Genomic DNA, 17,069 nt, shown 5'->3' on the forward strand with positions numbered 1-17,069 from the left:
GTTTTGGGATGTTTCTATTTTAATAAATATTGAAGGTATTAAGCTTTCAGATATCTTGCGTATGCATATCCTTCAACACCGTCAGTAGTTTTTACTTTCCACCAGTCGTCCGAAGTTTGCTCTACAAGTGTTACAGAAGATCCTTTAGCAGCTTTTCCTACAACGGCAGCTTCAGTAGAAGGGTCTTGTCTGATGTTCAGGTTAGATTCTTCTGTTGCTACGCTCAAAGCAGCACCAGCAGCTAGACCAGCTACTTGTACATCAATATTAATATCAGAAGCAGAATAAGAAGCATCGATTGCTCCTAAAGCATTCCAAACTGTATCTTTAGCAGCTGTGTTGGCTGCGTTTCCAGATACATAAAGGATGCCGTCTTGTTCTTGTACTTTCAAATTTGAGATTCCTGCAGACTGTGCAGCAGATACTACTCCAGAATATTTTTCTTCTAATGTGCTCATTTATAATTATTTTACAGTATAATTGAATTTTACTTTTCCTACTTTCAAGGCATCTACTGATTCCTTGATTTTTCTTGCCTGAGCACTAGAAACGTTACCTGTAAGAGTAAGTTCGCCATTCACTACTTCAACATTTACGGTAGGGAAATCTTTTAGAGCATCTTTTACTTTTTGCTGAACCGCAGGATCTACCATTGAAGCATTTTCTACAGGCATAGTTGCCATAGGAGCTTCTATTTTAGCCATATCGTGAACGTCTTTTACTCCTTTAATCGCTTTAAGCTGAGTAATTGCAGCGTCTTTTGAAGATTGGTCTGGGAAAGTTCCGCTAAGGTGAGCTACACCTTCTTTAATTTCTACAGCAGCTGTGGGAGTAGAAGTTACAACAGTTGTTGCCTGAGTCTGTAAATCAGCATCAGACACTTTCTTTTTACAAGAAACAGATGCGAAAGAAACTGCCATTGCAAGAACGGCCATCGTGATTGTTTTTTTCATAAGTGAATTTATTTTTTTTAATATGTTATTGTAAATGTAATAATTATTTCTCTTTTGAAAATTAAATTTATATTTTTTTTTGAAAAAAACTTTCTGTACTAGATAATTGCTGTTTTTCAGTAGTGATATGATGGATTAAACTTTAAATGCCTCAGTAGATTAAAAATATTATATTTGTGCCACTTGATTTTTATATATGAAAGGACAAAATAAACTTTTTTTCGCCATCATCATTTCATTGGTTCTCGGCGTACTTCTTGGTGGAATTGTACATCTGCAGTATCCTGACAGTGCAGCGGTTTTTTCTAAAAATATTAAATTACTCGGAACCGTATTTATAAGATTGGTTCAGATGATTATTGCTCCCTTGGTTTTTACAACTTTGGTGGTTGGTATCGCAAAGATGAGCGATATTAAAATGATTGGAAGAGTGGGAACGAAGGCGATGTTGTGGTTTATATCCGCATCATTAGTGTCGTTATTTATAGGATTAATTTTGGTTAATTGGCTCGAGCCAGGCCATGCCATTAAATTCCCAAATCAAGAATTAGCTGCAGCAGACGAACTTGTAAAGACCAGCAAAGGTTTTTCTCTGGAAGATTTTGTAAAGCATATTATTCCTAAAAGTTTATTTGAGGCTTTTGCAACTAATGAAGTTTTGCAGATTGTTGTCTTTTCAATTATGTTTGGGGTAGCTTTGGCTAATATGGGCGATGATTATTCTCAACCCGTTATCAAACTTTTTGATGTCATTGCGCATGCTATTCTTAAAATGGTGGGTTACATCATGTGGTTTGCTCCTTTGGGAGTTTTCGGAGCGATTGCAGCTGTTGTTGCAACCAATGGTTTTGAAATATTTAAAGTTTACGCCGTTTATCTTCGAGACTTTTTCTTTGCTATTGCAGTTTTATGGGTTGTTCTTTTATTGGTTGGATATTTAATTTTAGGAAAAAGACTTTTCGAGTTGTTGAGAAGAATAAAATCTCCTTTGTTAATAGCATTTTCAACCACAAGTTCAGAAGCAGTATTTCCGAAATTGGTAGAAGAGCTAGAAAGATTTGGCTGTAACAATAGGGTAGTTTCATTTATTTTACCTCTAGGATATTCATTTAATCTTGACGGAAGTATGATGTACATGACTTTCGCATCGATATTTATCGCACAGTTTTACGGTGTTGATATGACTTTGGGTCAGCAAATTACCATGCTTTTGGTTTTAATGTTAACTTCAAAAGGGATTGCCGGAGTTCCTAGAGCTTCATTGGTAATCATCGTGGCGACGTGTACAATGTTTGATATTCCTGCAGCGGGGATTGCATTGATTCTTCCAATCGATCATTTCTGCGATATGGCAAGAAGTATGACTAATGTTTTAGGAAATGCCTTAGCGACTTCAGCCGTCTCCAAATGGGAAGGTCAGCTGGAGAATCATGGTGGTGATCTTTAATTTTTTTTTAACATTAGATACCACATTTATTTAAAAGGCACAGATTGTGTATATAAGTTTTCATCACACTAAAAAATTTTATTATGAGAAGCTTATTATGGTTAGTAGCAGTAATCTGCATCATTGTCTGGGTATTAGGATTTATTGTACCAGGAATAGGAATGAGTTTAGGGAATTTAATTCACGTTTTACTGGTAATCGCAATTATTGTTATTTTATATAACATTATTTCAGGGAGAAAGCCTTTGGATTAAATTTAAAGAAACAATATAAGGTCTGCATATTTTTGCAGACCTTTTTTTATGCATTTTGTCAATGTTTACCGTAGATGGTTTCATTTAAAAATTACGTAACTTTGAAGCCAATTTTAGAAACTGATGGAGAATTTAGTTCAGGATACAACCGTTCAGAAGCCAAAATGGATTAGGGTAAAACTTCCTACTGGAAAAAACTACCGCGAACTCCGAACTTTGGTAGATAAATATAAACTCAATACTATTTGCCAGAGCGGAAGCTGCCCAAACATGGGTGAATGCTGGGGCGAAGGTACTGCAACATTTATGATTCTTGGGAATATATGTACCAGGAGTTGCGGATTTTGTGGCGTGAAAACAGGAAAACCTCTTGATGTTAATTGGGATGAACCGGAAAAAGTAGCAAGATCAATCAAATTAATGAAAATTAAGCATGCGGTTCTTACTTCTGTAGATCGTGATGATTTGAAAGATATGGGTTCTATCCTTTGGGGAGAAACCGTAAATGCAGTAAGAAGAATCTCTCCCGGAACAACTATGGAAACTTTGATTCCTGATTTTCAAGGTATCACGAAACATATAGACAGGCTTGTGGCTGTTGCTCCAGAAGTTATTTCTCACAACATGGAAACCGTAAAACGTCTTACCAGAGAAGTAAGAATTCAGGCTAAATATGAAAGAAGTCTCGAGGTTCTTAGATATTTGAAAGAAGCAGGCCAAAACCGCACAAAAACAGGCGTTATGCTTGGTTTAGGTGAAACTAAAGATGAGGTTTTTCAAACAATTGAAGACATCAGAAATGCCAATGTGGATGTAATTACATTAGGTCAATATCTACAACCAACGAAAAAACATCTTCCTGTGAAAAAATTCATCACTCCGGAGGAATTTGATGAGTTTGGTGATTTTGCGAGAAGTTTAGGCTTTAGACACGTAGAAAGTTCGCCACTCGTAAGAAGTTCTTACCACGCCGAAAAACATATTCATTAAAACAACAAACTGCTTCATTTTATGAGGCAGTTTTTTTAGGTTTAAATTTACTTTGGTGTGCATTTTAATCTTTGTGTTTACAAAAAAGATAAGCTGTTCTGTTTATCTTGATTTTCCCAATAATATTCACCAAATTTTTTTAGTGTTGTGTTATTCAATAATATTGATAGATATGGTTTTATAAATGAATTCTTTGTATAAAAAAATAATGGTATTTCATTAAGTAATTAAAAGAATAACAATACTTACGAAGTTGTTTTTTTATTTATTCATCAAAAAAAATTATTAAAAGAAATCAAAATTTAAATAAATTTCAAGGTTGATTTTGATAAATTTTGCAGATTTTTGCAGCTTTAAACTTTCATTGCTTCTTAAGTAGGCAATAGAATTTAATTTTAGATACAATGGCAGGAATAGATAAGAGAATTTTACCTTTAGCAATAGGCGGGTTAGGAATCGGAACTACAGAATTTACGATTATGGGCTTGCTTCCGGATGTTGCGAAGTCTTTGGCAATAAGTATTCCGGAGGCGGGACATTTAATTTCATCTTACGCTTTCGGAGTTGTTATTGGAGCGCCAATTTTAATTGGATATTCTGTAAAGCTTCCACCAAAAAAAGTTTTATTGAGTTTAATGGTTCTTTTTACCATCTTCAATGGACTATCTGCTTTAATGCCTGATTATAGATCAATGTTGGCTGTAAGATTTTTATCAGGACTGCCCCATGGTGCATTTTTCGGAGTTGGCACTGTTGTAGCATCCAGAATGGGTGGGAAAGGAAAAGAAGCATTTTATATTTCTTTAATGTTTACAGGTCTTACAGTTGCCAATTTAGCAATGGTGCCTTTGGTAACTTACATTGGACATGTTTTTCACTGGCGATATTATTTTGCAATTGTAGCTTTAATAGGGATTTTTGCCTTATTGTTCATTAAACTTTGGCTTCCTGAAACTGAAAGCAATAAAGAGGCACATTTCAGAGATGAAATTAAATTTCTTAAGACCAAACAAGCTTGGCTTGTACTGATGATTACGGCCATTGGTTTTGGGGGTTTATTTACATGGTTTAGTTATATCACGCCATTAATGACCTTAGTTTCTGGAATTAAATCAGATCAAATGGCTTATGTTATGATTCTTGCCGGTGCCGGTATGGTGGTTGGCAATCTTGTTGGAGGCTATATTTCAGATAAAATGAGCCCAGAGAAAACCTGTATTTTGTTTTTATCGTTAATGATGATTGCTTTAGTCTCGGTCTTTTTATTGTCGGAGCATAGAGTTATTTCATTGGTGCTTACTTTTATTTGTGGAGCACTGTCTATGTCGGTGTCTGCACCCATTAATATTATGATGATGAAAGCGGCACCCAAAAGTGAAATGATGGCGGCGGCTTTTATGCAGGCTGCTTTCAATATCGCCAATGCAATGGGCGCTTTTTTAGGTGGAATACCGCTAGAATATGATTTTCCTTACAATTATCCTTCATTGGTTGGGGTAGGAATGACAGGAATCGGTTTGATGATAAGCATCAGATATTTGTTTCTTTATAGAAATGGAAAAACAAAAGAGCTGATTTTGAAATAAAATTGGTTTGTTTTTAATTAATATAAATGTGTCTTCATAAAATAAGCTGTTTGTCTGCATTCCGTTATAATTGAAAACACTTTGTATTCTTTACTAAGTTTACACCTTCACCGATAATTTTTTGAAATTGTAATGCTAATCGCTGAATTTTCATTTGCGTGTCTTAAAAACGAGTAGTAGTTTTAAAAAAAACTTGTGAACTTTACATGGTATTAAGATTAATAAGGGACAATCAAATACATAAAAATCTCCGCTCTAGAATACTAAAGCGGAGATTTTTATAACAAGTTTTTTAATTTTCTATTTGTCAACTTCATTTCCGTTGTGGCACCAGTAAAGGGCATTGTAAAGATTTTCTTTTGGAAACGCTTTAAACTCTCCTGGCATTAAGCCGCTGAAAATTTCTGTAAAGTTTTGAATTCCATTACTATCAGTGACGATGGCTGCTCTGTTCCATTGTGTAAGGTTTTTTAAACCTAAAAGTACATCTTCAAACCAAGCGCCTGCTGTAAAATGATTTATGTCTGTGTCTAATAGCATGAGATAATTCAACTCGCTAAATTTCTCTATTTTTTTCTTTACTTCTGGGGTGACTACAAGATCAAAATCTTCTTTAGTAATTTCTCCCATTGCTTGAAAAGCAGCTACGTTTTCTGGTGCGTCTAAAATAAGTGATATCATTATTTTTAATTTAATGTTTTGGTAAATGTGTTTAAACAATAATCAAACCATTTAAATTTCTACTAAGAAAGGCTCAATTGTTGATAAACACTTATCAAAAAATAAACTATGGATCTAAAATCTAATGAGCCTTTTTGGTTAATTAAAAATGGTCTTATCTCCTCTTATCCTTCACTCAAAGAAGATAAAGATTGTGATGTGCTTATTGTTGGTGGTGGTATTACAGGAAATCTCATTGCCCATCAAATGGTAAAAGAAGGTTATAAAACTATTTTGATTGACAAAAGAGAAATCTGTAACGGAAGTACCTCTGCAACTACTTCAATGTTGCAATACGAAATTGATGTTCCGCTATATGAGCTTTCAGAAATGATAGGCGAAAAACCTGCAATACAGGCGTATAAAGCTTGTGAAAAATCAATAAATGATCTCGGCAATCTTGTAAAAGAAATAAAATCAAGGTCTGGATTCAGAAAAAAACAGTCTTTATTTTTCTCCGCAAGAAAAAAAGATACAGATTGGCTGGAGACAGAATATGAGGCTAGAAGAAAAGCGGGTTTTGAGGTAGAATGGCTATCAGCAAAAGAAATAGAAAAACAATTTGAAATTGTAAATTCTTATGGAGGGATATTATCTAAATCTGGTGGAAGTATTGATGCCTTTAAATTTTCTCATGAGTTATTAAGATATAATGAAAAAAAGGGACTTGAAGTTTTTGATAAAACCGAATTAAAATCTGTAAAATATCTTAAAAATTATAATCTAGCTCTTACCACAAGTGGATTTTCAATTAAAGCAAAAAAGATTATCTATTGCGTTGGTTATGAGGCGAAAGAACTTATTAAGGAAAATTTTGTAGACTTGAAATGTACTTTTGCAATTGTATCAGAAGTCAATTCAGAAAAATTTAAAAATATAGAAAATACTCTCATCTGGAATACGGATGAACCTTATCTTTATATGAGAATTACAGATGATGGCAGGCTTTTGATTGGTGGTGGTGATGAAGAGTTTTACAATGCTGAAAAAAGAGATGCTTTGTTGGGTAAAAAAGAAAAGGAAATTCTTAGAAATTTGAAAAGAATAAAGCCTGAAGAGCATTTCTACACAGATTTTGTATGGGCAGGTACTTTTGGAGAAACAAAAGACGGACTGCCATACATTGGTGAACACAAGAATTTCAAAAATTCTTATTTTGTTTGTGGTTTTGGAGGAAATGGAATTACATTTTCGGTAACAGGAATGGAAATGGCTTCAGCCTATATGAAAAATAAAAAACATCCCCTTTCAGAATATTTTAAATTCGGGAGATAGTAATAGAAAGTTTCGGGCTCACCAATGCAAAGGTAAGCCCGATTTATTTGTGTAAGTTACCAATTGGTAAGTCCGTTTTTTAAGGCTTTTTGATAATTTTCTTCATCAAATGTATAAAGGTCAGGTGATTTATGAGCGCCGCCGCGTCTTTGTTCATCAAGTTTTTTCAAAATTCCAAGATTTTTAATTTTCCTATAAAAATTCCCTCTGTTTAATTCTTTTCCTAAAATCGTTTCATATAATTTTTGAATTTCAGAAAGAGTAAATTTTTCTGGAAGTAGATTGTAGCCAATAGGTCTTATTGCAATTTTCTCTCTCAGAGCAAGAAGTGCTTTTTCAATAATTTCTCTGTGATCCATCCCCATATCAAAATCGTTGAGTTGCCTCAGAAAAACCCATTCACAAGACTGGCTCAGCTCATCTTTTACTAAATTACTGTTGCTAGGGTTGTAGAGAGCGAGATAACCAATAGAAATAAAACGTTGTTTTTGAAATAAAGTTTCATCAAAATCTTCGAAATAATCCTCACTTCGTGCTTTCTTACCAAAAACTCCAAATTCTTGCAAATAAACATCAGAGAGACCTGTTCTTTCTTTTATAATTCTTTGAACAGCATCGTCAAGGTCTTCATCTTTTCTAATGTAACCGCCAGGGAGAAGCCATTTGTCTCTGTAATTCATTTTTACAAGAAGTACTTTCAATTCATTGTTTTCAAAACCGAAGATGACGGGATCGGCAGAAAGATGGGAAAGGAAGATTTCTTTTGCCTCATTAGATTTGTTTAGAAATTGCTGTTTAGAGTCCATTTAATTGGGAGAAATATAGGATTAAATTATTTTCCGCTAATATCGAAATTTTTTTTAAGATAAGTAATACTAGGAAATACTTAGAATCTATTTAAAAAAGATTTGATAATGAAATTTTGCCCTTTAGGTTTTGAGGAAATAATTTTGCTGAAATTTATAAAAAGCTCTTAAATAATAGGTATTTTGCAATCATTAAATTCTTTCAGTAAAGTGTTGAAAACAACTTCTACAGGTAGTATTTCATCAATGAGTGCAGAAACTTGCCCAATCTCCAGTTCGCCATCTTCCATATTGCCTTCAAACATTCCGAGTTTGGCTCTGGCACGTCCTAAAGAAGCAGTAAGAGCTTCTTTGTTTCTACCATGATGATAAATTTCTTCCAATTCATTGAAGAATTTATTTTTAACCAAACGAACAGGCGCCAATTCTTTTAAAGTAAGAAGAGTATCTCCTTCGTTGAGTTCTGTAATTTTATTTTTCCAGTTTTCATGAGCGCTCGCTTCTTGTGTGGCAGCAAAACGAGAACCAATTTGTACCCCGTCTGCACCCAAAATCATTGCTGCTTTCATTTGAGAGCCTAAAGCAATTCCCCCAGCGGCAATTAATGGTTTTGAAATGTGTTTTTTTACATTGGGAATTAGGCAAAGGGTAGTGGTTTCGTCTCTTCCGTTGTGGCCTCCTGCTTCAAAGCCTTCAGCAACGATAGCATCTACACCAGAATCTTCACATTTTACAGCAAATTTGGTAGATGAAACTACGTGTGCAACAGTAATGTTTTCTTTCTGAAGTGTTTCTGTGTAGGTTTTAGGATTTCCGGCGGAAGTAAAAACTATTTTCACACCTTCTTCCAAAATGATATTGATTATTTCATCCAGATTGGGATAGAGCATCGGAACGTTTACACCAAAAGGCTTGTCGGTAGCTTTCTTACATTTTTTTATATTTTCCCTCAAAATATCTGGATACATACTTCCGGCGCCAATAATTCCTAAACCACCGCAGTTGGATACAGCAGAGGCAAGTCGCCACCCTGAATGCCAAATCATTCCGGCCTGAATAATAGGATATTTAATATTGAAAAGTTGCGAAATTCTGTTTTTATTTTCCGGCATATTTTATTTTTAAATGAAATGATAATTACAAAAATAATAATCCTCTAAAATAATAAAACTAATTTTTATAGGCACAAAAAAAACCTTCATTTCTGAAGGTTTTAAAGTTTATTTTGATATAGAAGCTTTCTTCCAGTTGCTTTTGAAATTGCATTCATATCTTCCGTCAATAGATACAAATGTAGTAGGTATTTTTTCGTTAACGTATTTTTCTACCATTTCATTTCTGCGTCTGTTGAGTGCAAGTTGCTTAATTCTGTCATAATCTGTTTCCAGAGTAATCTGGTGTGCAGCAATATCATCTTCAATTTTTACGATTTTCACCACCACTCTGTCTCTTTCATCTTTATCATCGAATGCTGTAGTTATATCTCCTTTTTTCAGACCAGCCAATTCATAAGTGATTGTTCCAGGGATGCCTTCTCTTTCAATTTTGTTTGATCCATCAGCTCCAGGAATTACTCCGGCGTTGAATTTCGTTCTTTTATCATCAGAAAACTTAAAAGAAGCTTCTCTAAAAGAGAATTTTTCTTGCTGAATTAAACTTCTGATGCTATCTAATTTCGTTTTTGCTGTTGCAATCTCACCTTCTGTGGGAGTGGCCATCAAGAGTATATGACGAGCGTCATAAGCTTTTCCTGATTTTTTTACCAATTGAATGATGTGGTAACCAAATTCAGATTCTACAGGATCAGAAATTTCGCCTTCTTGAAGATTCAGTGCTGCCGCCTCGAAAGGTTTTACCATTTGGCCTTTAAAAACATTTTTCATTAATCCTCCAGTAGCTGCAGAACCTTTATCTTCAGAATAAATTCTTGCCTGGCTGTCAAAAGATTCACCACCTTGGATGTCTGCTTTTATTTTTTTTAGTCTGGCAATAAGTTCTTCTTTATGTTTTTCTGTAAGCTTTGGATACATAAAAATTTGAGAAAGTGATACTTCATCTTTAATCTGAGGAAGCTGAGCTTTAAACTGATTATAGAAATCTGTTACTTCATTTGGAGTAACGTCTGCTTTTTCGGTTATTTTTTGGTATTTAGCCTGTCCGTAATATTGGTCTGTATCAATCTTTTCGATGGCATTTTTCATTTCGTATTGATTACGAAATTTATAAGCCGCAAGCATAGATTTTTCGTCAGGAAACTGAGAGACCAATTGATTGTACTTCGCATTTGCCTGCTCTTTTATTGCCGCAGAACGGTTTTCTATCAAGGTATCTTTTTTTGCCTGTACTACAAGAAGCTTATTGTTGAGAAGGTTTTCTAAAAACTCACATTTGTTGGTTTCTCCTGCTCCTTGCTGCTTTGCGTAGTTCAGTTGCTCTTCTACATCAGACTCCAAAATAATTTCATCTCCAATCACCGCAGCAATCCCATCTATCAATTGTCCTTTCTTAAGCTGAGCTGAGGTGTTTATAGAGAAAAACATCATGAAAACACCAAAAAGAAAAGCAATTTTTAATTTATCTATCATTTTTTTATATTAAACGAGTTGCAAATTTAGAATTCTTAATGAATCAGTCTAAATTTTTTATTATAAATATTTCTTAAAACAAATGATTAATTAAGGTCTACCTCGAAAGTAGTCAAATCTTGGAATTGTTTTATTCTTAAATAAACGTCTGCTTCTTGAACTTCTTTTATTCTTTCTGTTCCGAATTTTTCTACAGTGAAAGATGCCATTGCAGAGCCAACAATTAGCCCAGATTTCATCGTTTCAAAATCAAATTTTCCTTTTTTAGCCAAATAAGCAGCAAAACCACCTGCAAAAGTATCCCCAGCTCCAGTTGGATCAAAAACTTCTTCCAAAGGTAGTGCAGGGACAGCAAAGATTTTGTTTTCACCGAATAAAAGTGCGCCGTGCTCACCTTTTTTGATGATGACGTATGAAGGCCCCATTTCGTGGATTTTTTTAGCAGCTTTTACCAAAGAATATTCTCCTGAAAGTTGTCTTGCCTCTTCGTCATTAATGCTGATAACATCTGTTTTTGCAATCATCAATTTTAGAGTGTCCATTGCAGAATCCATCCAAAAATTCATCGTGTCAAGAATTGTTAATTTTGGGCGGTTATTCATTTTTTCTAAAACTGAAAGCTGAACACCAGGGTGAAGGTTTCCTAATAGTAAAACTTCTGCATCCTGCATAGAATCTGGAATTTTTGGGTCAAAGTTTTCTAAAACATTCACTTCAGTGGCCAAAGTATCTCTGGTATTTAAATCATTGTGGTATTTACCAGACCAAAAGAAAGTTTTCCCGTCTTTTACAATTTCTATTCCTTCGATATTTACATCTCTATTGGTAAACATATCAAGATATTCCTGAGGGAAATCTCCACCTACAACAGACACAATCCCTGATTTTACGCCTAAAGTAGACGATGTGATTGCTATGTATGTAGCTGCTCCTCCTAAGATTTTATCTGTTTTACCAAATGGTGTTTCAATTGCATCAAATGCTACACTTCCTACTACTAAAAGTTTCATATATTTTATGTGTTATTTTTTATAATTTATTAATTTTTCCATTCAAAAGTATCAAGAATATGCACTAAATCTTTTTTGATGTAATCTACTGCAGGTGCTAGAGAATCTGGCTTTGGTCTTGAGTTGAAATATAGATAGGCTGTTACAAAATGTTTTGTACTATCGGTAGCATAAAACTGAATGTTGGCAGCAGTTTGGCCCTTGAGCTCATAAAAGTTTCCATAAACTTTTCTTTCCGGGTATTGAAAGGCTTTTGTATCAATAGAGCTTGCCTTCACGGTATGTCTGTAAACCATTTTTTCGGCTTCAGCAACTTGGTCTGCAAAATTATTGTTTATTGGATAGTATGAAATGAAAACCTTTGCTTTCATTTTCGGATAATTAAGATAATACCAGCAAGGCCTTTTGGCATCACTAATATTGGCAAAATTTGAGTATTCAAAGCTGTAATTACAGTTTTTATCCATCTTTTGGTATTTTGGCGCAGGATATTCTAATCTTAATTCACCAAAAGGTTTAGGTGTAGCCTCCTTTCCACAAGAAAGCAGCACAACAGATGCAAAAACTAAACTGACTTTTTTAATCATTTTGCAAAAATACAAATTAGATTTTAGATTTTGGGAGACAAATTTCAGTCTTTCAATGCGTTTTGAATATAATTTTCTAATGGTTTAGGAAATGAACGCTTTTGAGAATCTTCAAAGTTTGAAATTATGATTTTTTTATCTTTTATTAAATCATTCCAACAAGATTCTGAAATGATTTCTGTATCAACAATTTCGATATTTAAATTTTTATGCGTTAGCTTATGATTTATGGTTTTTATATTCTTAATAAAAGGAACTAGTTCGGGTGAAATTTCGGGTAAAAATTCATATAATTTTTTCCATATAAAATCTTCGCCGCGTTGTTGAATTATAAATTGTCCGTTTCTATGTACAAAGTAATATTTAATAGAAAGATTTTCAATTTTTACTTTTTTTGTTTTTACCGGAAATTCCGAAACTTTACCAATTGAGTTGGCGATGCAGTCTTCTCTTACAGGGCAATCGCCACAGTTTGGATTTTTTGGTTTGCAGATTTCTGAGCCTAAATCCATCATTGCCTGATTGAAATCTCCCATATTTTCAGACATGATTAAAAAAGCCAATTCTGAAAAATAATTGAATGCGTTGGTTTTAGAGATATCAAAATTATCAGCAAATATTCTGCTCAAAACTCGGTAGAAGTTTCCGTCTACAGCAGGTCTTTTTTCACCAAAACAAATACTAGAAATGGCTGCCGCAGTATATTTCCCAACCCCTTTTAATGTTAAAATATCATCATAATCTGACGGAAATTTTCCTGAAAAGTCAGACATAATCTGTTTAGAAGCCTTATGAATATTAATTGCTCTTGAATAATATCCCAAACCCTTCCAATGAAGGATTACCTCGTTTTCATCAGCATCAGCTAATGTTTCAACGTTTGGAAATCTGTCTATAAATCTGTTGTAATGCCCTAAACCTTGCGCAATTCTGGTTTGTTGAAAGATAATTTCGCAAATCCAGATTTTGAAAGGATCTTTTGTGTTTCGAAAAGGTAAATCTCTGGCATTTTTGGTGTACCAATTCTGGATTTTATTTCCGATATGAAGAAGGTTTGTGGAGTTGTTTGTTGGTTTCAAGTAAAGAATCTCTATTATAAAGTGCAAATATACTTAATTGTAAAGTATAGGTTTGCTTTTAATAGAAGCAGGTGGTCACAAAATAGCAGTTGGTTTTTGTAATTTTATAAAAATAAATTAATTTTTGAATATATCTGCATCTTACTCATTTCTGTTGTCGCCTTTGGTATCTGTCATTTTGCCATCTGAGACCTGAAAGTTTTTTTTTTCAATGATTTTATTTTTCCCTTAATAACCAAGAATAGAGTAGTTGTCTCTTAGACTGAAGTAATCATAATATTGATTAAATTCCTCATCAATAAATACGAGATTGCCTACATCTGAAACTTGATCTACAATTGCATTATCTATCTTTAAAAAGAGATTCATTAAAAAAAATATCATAAAGGATGTTTTTTAATAAACAGACTTTCGTCATAGCTCTCCTTTGCTGCTTGATAACCAATTTGAAAAAGTTCGTCAATTTTGTTTTTTTTACGCTCGAAAGTTCCATAGCTTGAAAATTTTTGGGAACTGATGAGCCAATCGCAGTAATCGAATTTTATTTTTTCTACACGGTAAGATAAAAGGTCGTAAGAGCGTGATACAATAGCTTTTATAGATTTTAAGTCGTTGATATCTATGTTGTGAGGAGGTGAAACAAATACGCCAATTAGTTTATCGCATTCTTCGCGGATGATATCAGCCGGAAAATTATTTAATACACCTCCATCGCAAAACATTTCTTCTTTAATGATATAAGGAGTCGTGATTCCTGGAATAGAGCAGGAAGCAATAATTGCATCTACAATTTCAAATTCAGAATCAAAAATTTTCTGCGTTCCCGAAACTAATTCGGTTGCGACAATTTTCACGTTTTTATCTAAATTTTTTATTTTTAAATCTCCAAAAATAGGTTTGAGATAATTTCTAAAAATTACAGAAGATACCAATCCTGGCTGATTGAATGTGAAATGTTTCCAGTTGAAAAAATAGATAGAATTGAAAAAATCCAAAATTTCTTCTGGAGTTTTTCCTATTGCGTGAAGGCATCCAACGATTGACCCAGCGCTGCAACAAGATAAAATATCAATATTGATGTTTTTTTCTTCTAAAAACTTTAAAACCCCTGCATGAGCAATACCTTTGGTGCCTCCACCAGAAAGTACCAATCCTATTTTTTCTGAAACCATGATTTACAATTATCAATACTTGAGTTAAGACGGCTATTTTAGTATTAATTTAGACGAAATCTAGCGATTACCACCACCTTGAGTATTGGGCGGAAGATTTTTATAATTGGTAGGTTTTTTTGTAGTGTCGATTTTAGATGTAGAAGAATCAGCCGGATCTACAGATTCAGAATTGGCAACAGCGTTGTCTCCTATAGTGTTTTTAGTAGCATCTTTGTTGTGTTCTTCTTTAAATTCTTCTCGATTTTCTTTTTTATCGGCGCAGCTTGTAGCACAAAAAAGCACAAGTAATGCCCCAAATAGTGTGTTTCTCATAATAAATAATTGTGTGGTTAATTATCCAAATATAAACATTTTATTAAAGTAATTATTAAAAAAAACAATTTTAATACATCTATTAATAGGGTGTAATCTTGGGAAAATGCTGAAAATGAAAATTCCCAAAATGATTTTTAGGATTTATTTTATATAAATTCTAGTTTTCTATAGTTAATGATTTTGTTTAAATAAGATTGTGACCCGGTTGTGAGCAACTGTATCTTCTCTTATTTAAGGATTATTATGAAATGTGATTTTAATTAAAAAAAATAATGAAACAATTTATTAACTATTAATTAGATATAATAAGTCTTGAAATAACATATTTTAATAAAACAGCCTCTAAATTTCGATTTAGAGGCTATGATTTATAAAAAGCAATACTTACTTGCCCATTATTTGTAGATTATCCTAAATAAGGATATTTATAATCTTTAGGAGAAACAAAAGTTTCTTTTATAGATCTTACAGAAGTCCATCTTAGTAAGTTCATTTTAGAACCAGCTTTATCATTGGTTCCTGAAGCTCTGCCACCTCCGAAAGGTTGCTGGCCAACAACTGCACCGGTTGGTTTATCGTTGATATAGAAGTTTCCTGATGCATTTTCCAACGCTTTGAAAGCTTCGTTTACAGCGTAACGATCTTGTGAAAATACTGAACCCGTTAATGAATAAGGCGAAGAAGAATCAACTACTTTTAAAGTTTCTGCCCAATCTTTATCTTCGTAAACGAAAACAGATAAGATAGGCCCGAAAATTTCTTCCACCATACTTTCGTACTGAGAATCTGTAGTTTCAATAACGGTTGGGTATACAAACCAACCTTTAGAATCATCAGTTTTACCACCGATTACAACATTTGCTACACTTGAGGCATTGGCTCTGTCAATATACCCTTTACATTTTTCGAAAGAGTTTTTATCGATTACCGCATTCACAAAGTTGGAAGGATCTTCCGGAGAACCTACTTTTATTGAAGCAATCTGTGTTTCCATTACTTTTTTTACATCTGCCCAAAGAGACTGAGGAATATAAGCTCTAGAAGCTGCAGAACATTTTTGTCCTTGATATTCGAAAGAACCTCTTACCAAAGCAGTTGCAACAGCTTCTACATTTGCAGACGGGTGAGCGATTACAAAGTCTTTTCCACCTGTTTCTCCCACAATTCTAGGGTATGTTCTGTAGTTATGTATATTGTCACCAATCATTTTCCACATACCTTGGAAAACTTTTGTAGAACCGGTAAAGTGAAGCCCTGCAAAATCTCTGTGTGCCAAAACTTTGTCAGCGGTTTCTTTTCCGTCTGTAAAAATCATATTAATGACACCAGCAGGAAGACCAGCTTCTATTAAGACATCCATTATTACTTTTGCAGAATAGATTTGTTTGTCTGAAGGTTTCCAAACTACTACGTTTCCAAGCATTGCCATACAAGTCGGCAAGTTTCCTGAAATTGCTGTAAAGTTGAATGGAGTTACTGCAAAACAAAACCCTTCTAATGGTCTGTATTCTACTCTGTTCCAGATTCCTGCGTCAGAGACCGGTTGCTCAGAATACATTTCTGTCATAAATTCTACATTGAATCTCAAGAAATCGATGAATTCACAAGCTGCATCAATTTCAGTTTGATGAACATTCTTAGACTGTCCTATCATTGTTGCTGCATTGATTACGTCTCTGTAAGGACCTGCCAATAAATCAGCCGCTTTTAAGAAAATTGCCGCACGGTGTTCCCATCCAAGTTCGTTCCATTGTTTTTTTGCTGCTAAAGCAGAAGTGATGGCGTCATCTACATGCTGCATGGTTCCTTTGTGATAAAAACCGAAATCATGTGCATGATTTTGTGGAGACTGAAGTTTTACAGTATCACCTGTTTTCACTTCTTTACCATTGATTACCATTGGTATTTCTATCTTTTCTGCCCACATTTTTTTGTACGTTGCAAGAAGAGATTTTACTTCTGCTGATCCCGGTTCGTAAGAAGTTACTGGCTCATTTACTGCAAATGGTACTTGCGAAATTGCTTTTGACATATCGTTGTATTGTTTAATTTTTGCTTTTTACAAATTTACAACATTTAAAATTTATGATGAAAGATTGTGGATGGTGAATTTTTCTTTGAAATTGAATTATGAAGATGCCAACAAAATTTCCAATGTAAGTTAAGCTACATTTAGATAAATGTTTTTTTTACTATCAAATTCGTCTATTGTTTTGTAATTTAGTGTGTTATGTCTTCTTTTTTTGTTGTACAAGATTTCAATATATTCAAAGATTTCCAATTTCTT

Annotated in this window: 19 protein-coding genes; 5 read left to right on the forward strand and 14 right to left on the reverse strand. The window is 33.8% G+C overall.

Annotation, left to right across the window (positions count from 1 at the left end; genetic code table 11):
• Positions 1 to 38: 38 nt before the first annotated feature.
• Together BW939_RS12580 and BW939_RS12585 are read right to left on the reverse strand one after the other, a co-directional pair.
• Positions 39 to 458: an SH3 domain-containing protein gene (locus BW939_RS12580; RefSeq protein ID WP_076452359.1), complete on the reverse strand. Its 420-nt coding sequence runs from the start codon at positions 456 to 458 to the stop codon at positions 39 to 41.
• A 6-nt stretch (positions 459 to 464) separates the two neighbouring features.
• Positions 465 to 953 carry a BON domain-containing protein gene (locus tag BW939_RS12585; RefSeq protein WP_076452360.1) on the reverse strand — a complete coding sequence of 163 codons (489 nt, stop codon included), beginning with the start codon at positions 951 to 953 and terminating at the stop codon, positions 465 to 467.
• 196 nt (positions 954 to 1,149) lie between these two features.
• Between BW939_RS12585 and BW939_RS12590 the strand changes: the two genes are divergently transcribed.
• The 4 genes from BW939_RS12590 to BW939_RS12600 all read left to right on the forward strand — a co-directional run bounded on the left by BW939_RS12590 (position 1,150) and on the right by BW939_RS12600 (position 5,230).
• Complete coding sequence (locus BW939_RS12590) at positions 1,150 to 2,400, forward strand: dicarboxylate/amino acid:cation symporter (protein WP_076452361.1); 1,251 nt, start codon at positions 1,150 to 1,152, stop codon at positions 2,398 to 2,400.
• An 83-nt stretch (positions 2,401 to 2,483) separates the two neighbouring features.
• Positions 2,484 to 2,654, forward strand: a complete 171-nt coding sequence (locus BW939_RS15785; protein ID WP_105170209.1) for a lmo0937 family membrane protein — start codon at positions 2,484 to 2,486, stop codon at positions 2,652 to 2,654.
• Positions 2,655 to 2,777: 123 nt separating this feature from the next.
• The gene (gene lipA / locus BW939_RS12595; protein ID WP_076452362.1) at positions 2,778 to 3,644 is read left to right on the forward strand and encodes a lipoyl synthase; all 867 of its coding nucleotides are present in this window, start codon (positions 2,778 to 2,780) and stop codon (positions 3,642 to 3,644) included.
• 404 nt (positions 3,645 to 4,048) lie between these two features.
• Positions 4,049 to 5,230, forward strand: a complete 1,182-nt coding sequence (locus BW939_RS12600; RefSeq protein ID WP_228417229.1) for an MFS transporter — start codon at positions 4,049 to 4,051, stop codon at positions 5,228 to 5,230.
• A 300-nt stretch (positions 5,231 to 5,530) separates the two neighbouring features.
• On the opposite strand, the gene BW939_RS12605 is transcribed toward BW939_RS12600, so the two are convergent.
• Positions 5,531 to 5,911, reverse strand: a complete 381-nt coding sequence (locus tag BW939_RS12605) for a SpoIIAA family protein (RefSeq protein WP_076452363.1) — start codon at positions 5,909 to 5,911, stop codon at positions 5,531 to 5,533.
• 108 nt (positions 5,912 to 6,019) lie between these two features.
• Here BW939_RS12605 and BW939_RS12610 point away from each other — a divergent pair, with 108 nt between their 5' ends.
• On the forward strand, positions 6,020 to 7,225 hold the full coding sequence (locus tag BW939_RS12610; protein WP_076452364.1) for an NAD(P)/FAD-dependent oxidoreductase: 1,206 nt from the start codon (positions 6,020 to 6,022) through the stop codon (positions 7,223 to 7,225).
• Between the two features lie 56 nt (positions 7,226 to 7,281).
• Here BW939_RS12610 and BW939_RS12615 read toward each other — a convergent pair whose 3' ends face one another.
• From BW939_RS12615 to BW939_RS16195, 11 genes are all read right to left on the reverse strand, one after another.
• Complete coding sequence (locus BW939_RS12615) at positions 7,282 to 8,031, reverse strand: NUDIX hydrolase (protein ID WP_076452365.1); 750 nt, start codon at positions 8,029 to 8,031, stop codon at positions 7,282 to 7,284.
• Between the two features lie 167 nt (positions 8,032 to 8,198).
• A complete protein-coding gene (locus tag BW939_RS12620; RefSeq protein ID WP_076452366.1) occupies positions 8,199 to 9,143 on the reverse strand; it encodes an NAD(P)H-dependent flavin oxidoreductase in 945 nt (314 codons plus the stop codon).
• A gap of 108 nt (positions 9,144 to 9,251) precedes the next feature.
• Positions 9,252 to 10,616 (reverse strand): peptidylprolyl isomerase, encoded by a 1,365-nt coding sequence (locus BW939_RS12625; RefSeq protein ID WP_076452367.1) that lies wholly within the window; start codon positions 10,614 to 10,616, stop codon positions 9,252 to 9,254.
• Between the two features lie 86 nt (positions 10,617 to 10,702).
• Positions 10,703 to 11,626 carry a PfkB family carbohydrate kinase gene (locus BW939_RS12630; protein WP_076452368.1) on the reverse strand — a complete coding sequence of 308 codons (924 nt, stop codon included), beginning with the start codon at positions 11,624 to 11,626 and terminating at the stop codon, positions 10,703 to 10,705.
• A gap of 29 nt (positions 11,627 to 11,655) precedes the next feature.
• Positions 11,656 to 12,213, reverse strand: a complete 558-nt coding sequence (gene gldD / locus BW939_RS12635) for a gliding motility lipoprotein GldD (RefSeq protein WP_076452369.1) — start codon at positions 12,211 to 12,213, stop codon at positions 11,656 to 11,658.
• Between the two features lie 44 nt (positions 12,214 to 12,257).
• Positions 12,258 to 13,292 carry an A/G-specific adenine glycosylase gene (gene mutY, locus BW939_RS12640; RefSeq protein ID WP_076452370.1) on the reverse strand — a complete coding sequence of 345 codons (1,035 nt, stop codon included), beginning with the start codon at positions 13,290 to 13,292 and terminating at the stop codon, positions 12,258 to 12,260.
• A 228-nt stretch (positions 13,293 to 13,520) separates the two neighbouring features.
• The gene (locus BW939_RS15870; RefSeq protein WP_159439273.1) at positions 13,521 to 13,676 is read right to left on the reverse strand and encodes a hypothetical protein; all 156 of its coding nucleotides are present in this window, start codon (positions 13,674 to 13,676) and stop codon (positions 13,521 to 13,523) included.
• Positions 13,673 to 14,464, reverse strand: a complete 792-nt coding sequence (locus BW939_RS12645; RefSeq protein WP_076452371.1) for a patatin-like phospholipase family protein — start codon at positions 14,462 to 14,464, stop codon at positions 13,673 to 13,675. The genes BW939_RS15870 and BW939_RS12645 overlap by 4 nt, the downstream gene beginning before the upstream one ends.
• 60 nt (positions 14,465 to 14,524) lie before the next feature.
• Complete coding sequence (locus BW939_RS12650) at positions 14,525 to 14,779, reverse strand: hypothetical protein (RefSeq protein WP_076452372.1); 255 nt, start codon at positions 14,777 to 14,779, stop codon at positions 14,525 to 14,527.
• 409 nt (positions 14,780 to 15,188) lie between these two features.
• Positions 15,189 to 16,814, reverse strand: a complete 1,626-nt coding sequence (gene pruA, locus BW939_RS12655) for an L-glutamate gamma-semialdehyde dehydrogenase (protein WP_076452373.1) — start codon at positions 16,812 to 16,814, stop codon at positions 15,189 to 15,191.
• Between the two features lie 129 nt (positions 16,815 to 16,943).
• On the reverse strand, positions 16,944 to 17,063 hold the full coding sequence (locus tag BW939_RS16195) for a hypothetical protein (RefSeq protein ID WP_394333839.1): 120 nt from the start codon (positions 17,061 to 17,063) through the stop codon (positions 16,944 to 16,946).
• Positions 17,064 to 17,069: the final 6 nt, after the last annotated feature.

This window comes from Chryseobacterium piscicola (assembly GCF_900156685.1).
Taxonomy (GTDB): domain Bacteria; phylum Bacteroidota; class Bacteroidia; order Flavobacteriales; family Weeksellaceae; genus Chryseobacterium; species Chryseobacterium piscicola.

Coding starts and splice junctions, on each gene's coding strand:
- BW939_RS12580 (WP_076452359.1), bottom strand. CDS start 458: ATGAGCACATTAGAAGAAAAATATTCTGGAGTAGTATCTGCTGCACAG.
- BW939_RS12585 (WP_076452360.1), bottom strand. CDS start 953: ATGAAAAAAACAATCACGATGGCCGTTCTTGCAATGGCAGTTTCTTTC.
- BW939_RS12590 (WP_076452361.1), top strand. CDS start 1,150: ATGAAAGGACAAAATAAACTTTTTTTCGCCATCATCATTTCATTGGTT.
- BW939_RS15785 (WP_105170209.1), top strand. CDS start 2,484: ATGAGAAGCTTATTATGGTTAGTAGCAGTAATCTGCATCATTGTCTGG.
- lipA (WP_076452362.1), top strand. CDS start 2,778: ATGGAGAATTTAGTTCAGGATACAACCGTTCAGAAGCCAAAATGGATT.
- BW939_RS12600 (WP_228417229.1), top strand. CDS start 4,049: ATGGCAGGAATAGATAAGAGAATTTTACCTTTAGCAATAGGCGGGTTA.
- BW939_RS12605 (WP_076452363.1), bottom strand. CDS start 5,911: ATGATATCACTTATTTTAGACGCACCAGAAAACGTAGCTGCTTTTCAA.
- BW939_RS12610 (WP_076452364.1), top strand. CDS start 6,020: ATGGATCTAAAATCTAATGAGCCTTTTTGGTTAATTAAAAATGGTCTT.
- BW939_RS12615 (WP_076452365.1), bottom strand. CDS start 8,031: ATGGACTCTAAACAGCAATTTCTAAACAAATCTAATGAGGCAAAAGAA.
- BW939_RS12620 (WP_076452366.1), bottom strand. CDS start 9,143: ATGCCGGAAAATAAAAACAGAATTTCGCAACTTTTCAATATTAAATAT.
- BW939_RS12625 (WP_076452367.1), bottom strand. CDS start 10,616: ATGATAGATAAATTAAAAATTGCTTTTCTTTTTGGTGTTTTCATGATG.
- BW939_RS12630 (WP_076452368.1), bottom strand. CDS start 11,626: ATGAAACTTTTAGTAGTAGGAAGTGTAGCATTTGATGCAATTGAAACA.
- gldD (WP_076452369.1), bottom strand. CDS start 12,213: ATGATTAAAAAAGTCAGTTTAGTTTTTGCATCTGTTGTGCTGCTTTCT.
- BW939_RS15870 (WP_159439273.1), bottom strand. CDS start 13,676: ATGATATTTTTTTTAATGAATCTCTTTTTAAAGATAGATAATGCAATT.
- BW939_RS12645 (WP_076452371.1), bottom strand. CDS start 14,464: ATGGTTTCAGAAAAAATAGGATTGGTACTTTCTGGTGGAGGCACCAAA.
- BW939_RS12650 (WP_076452372.1), bottom strand. CDS start 14,779: ATGAGAAACACACTATTTGGGGCATTACTTGTGCTTTTTTGTGCTACA.
- pruA (WP_076452373.1), bottom strand. CDS start 16,814: ATGTCAAAAGCAATTTCGCAAGTACCATTTGCAGTAAATGAGCCAGTA.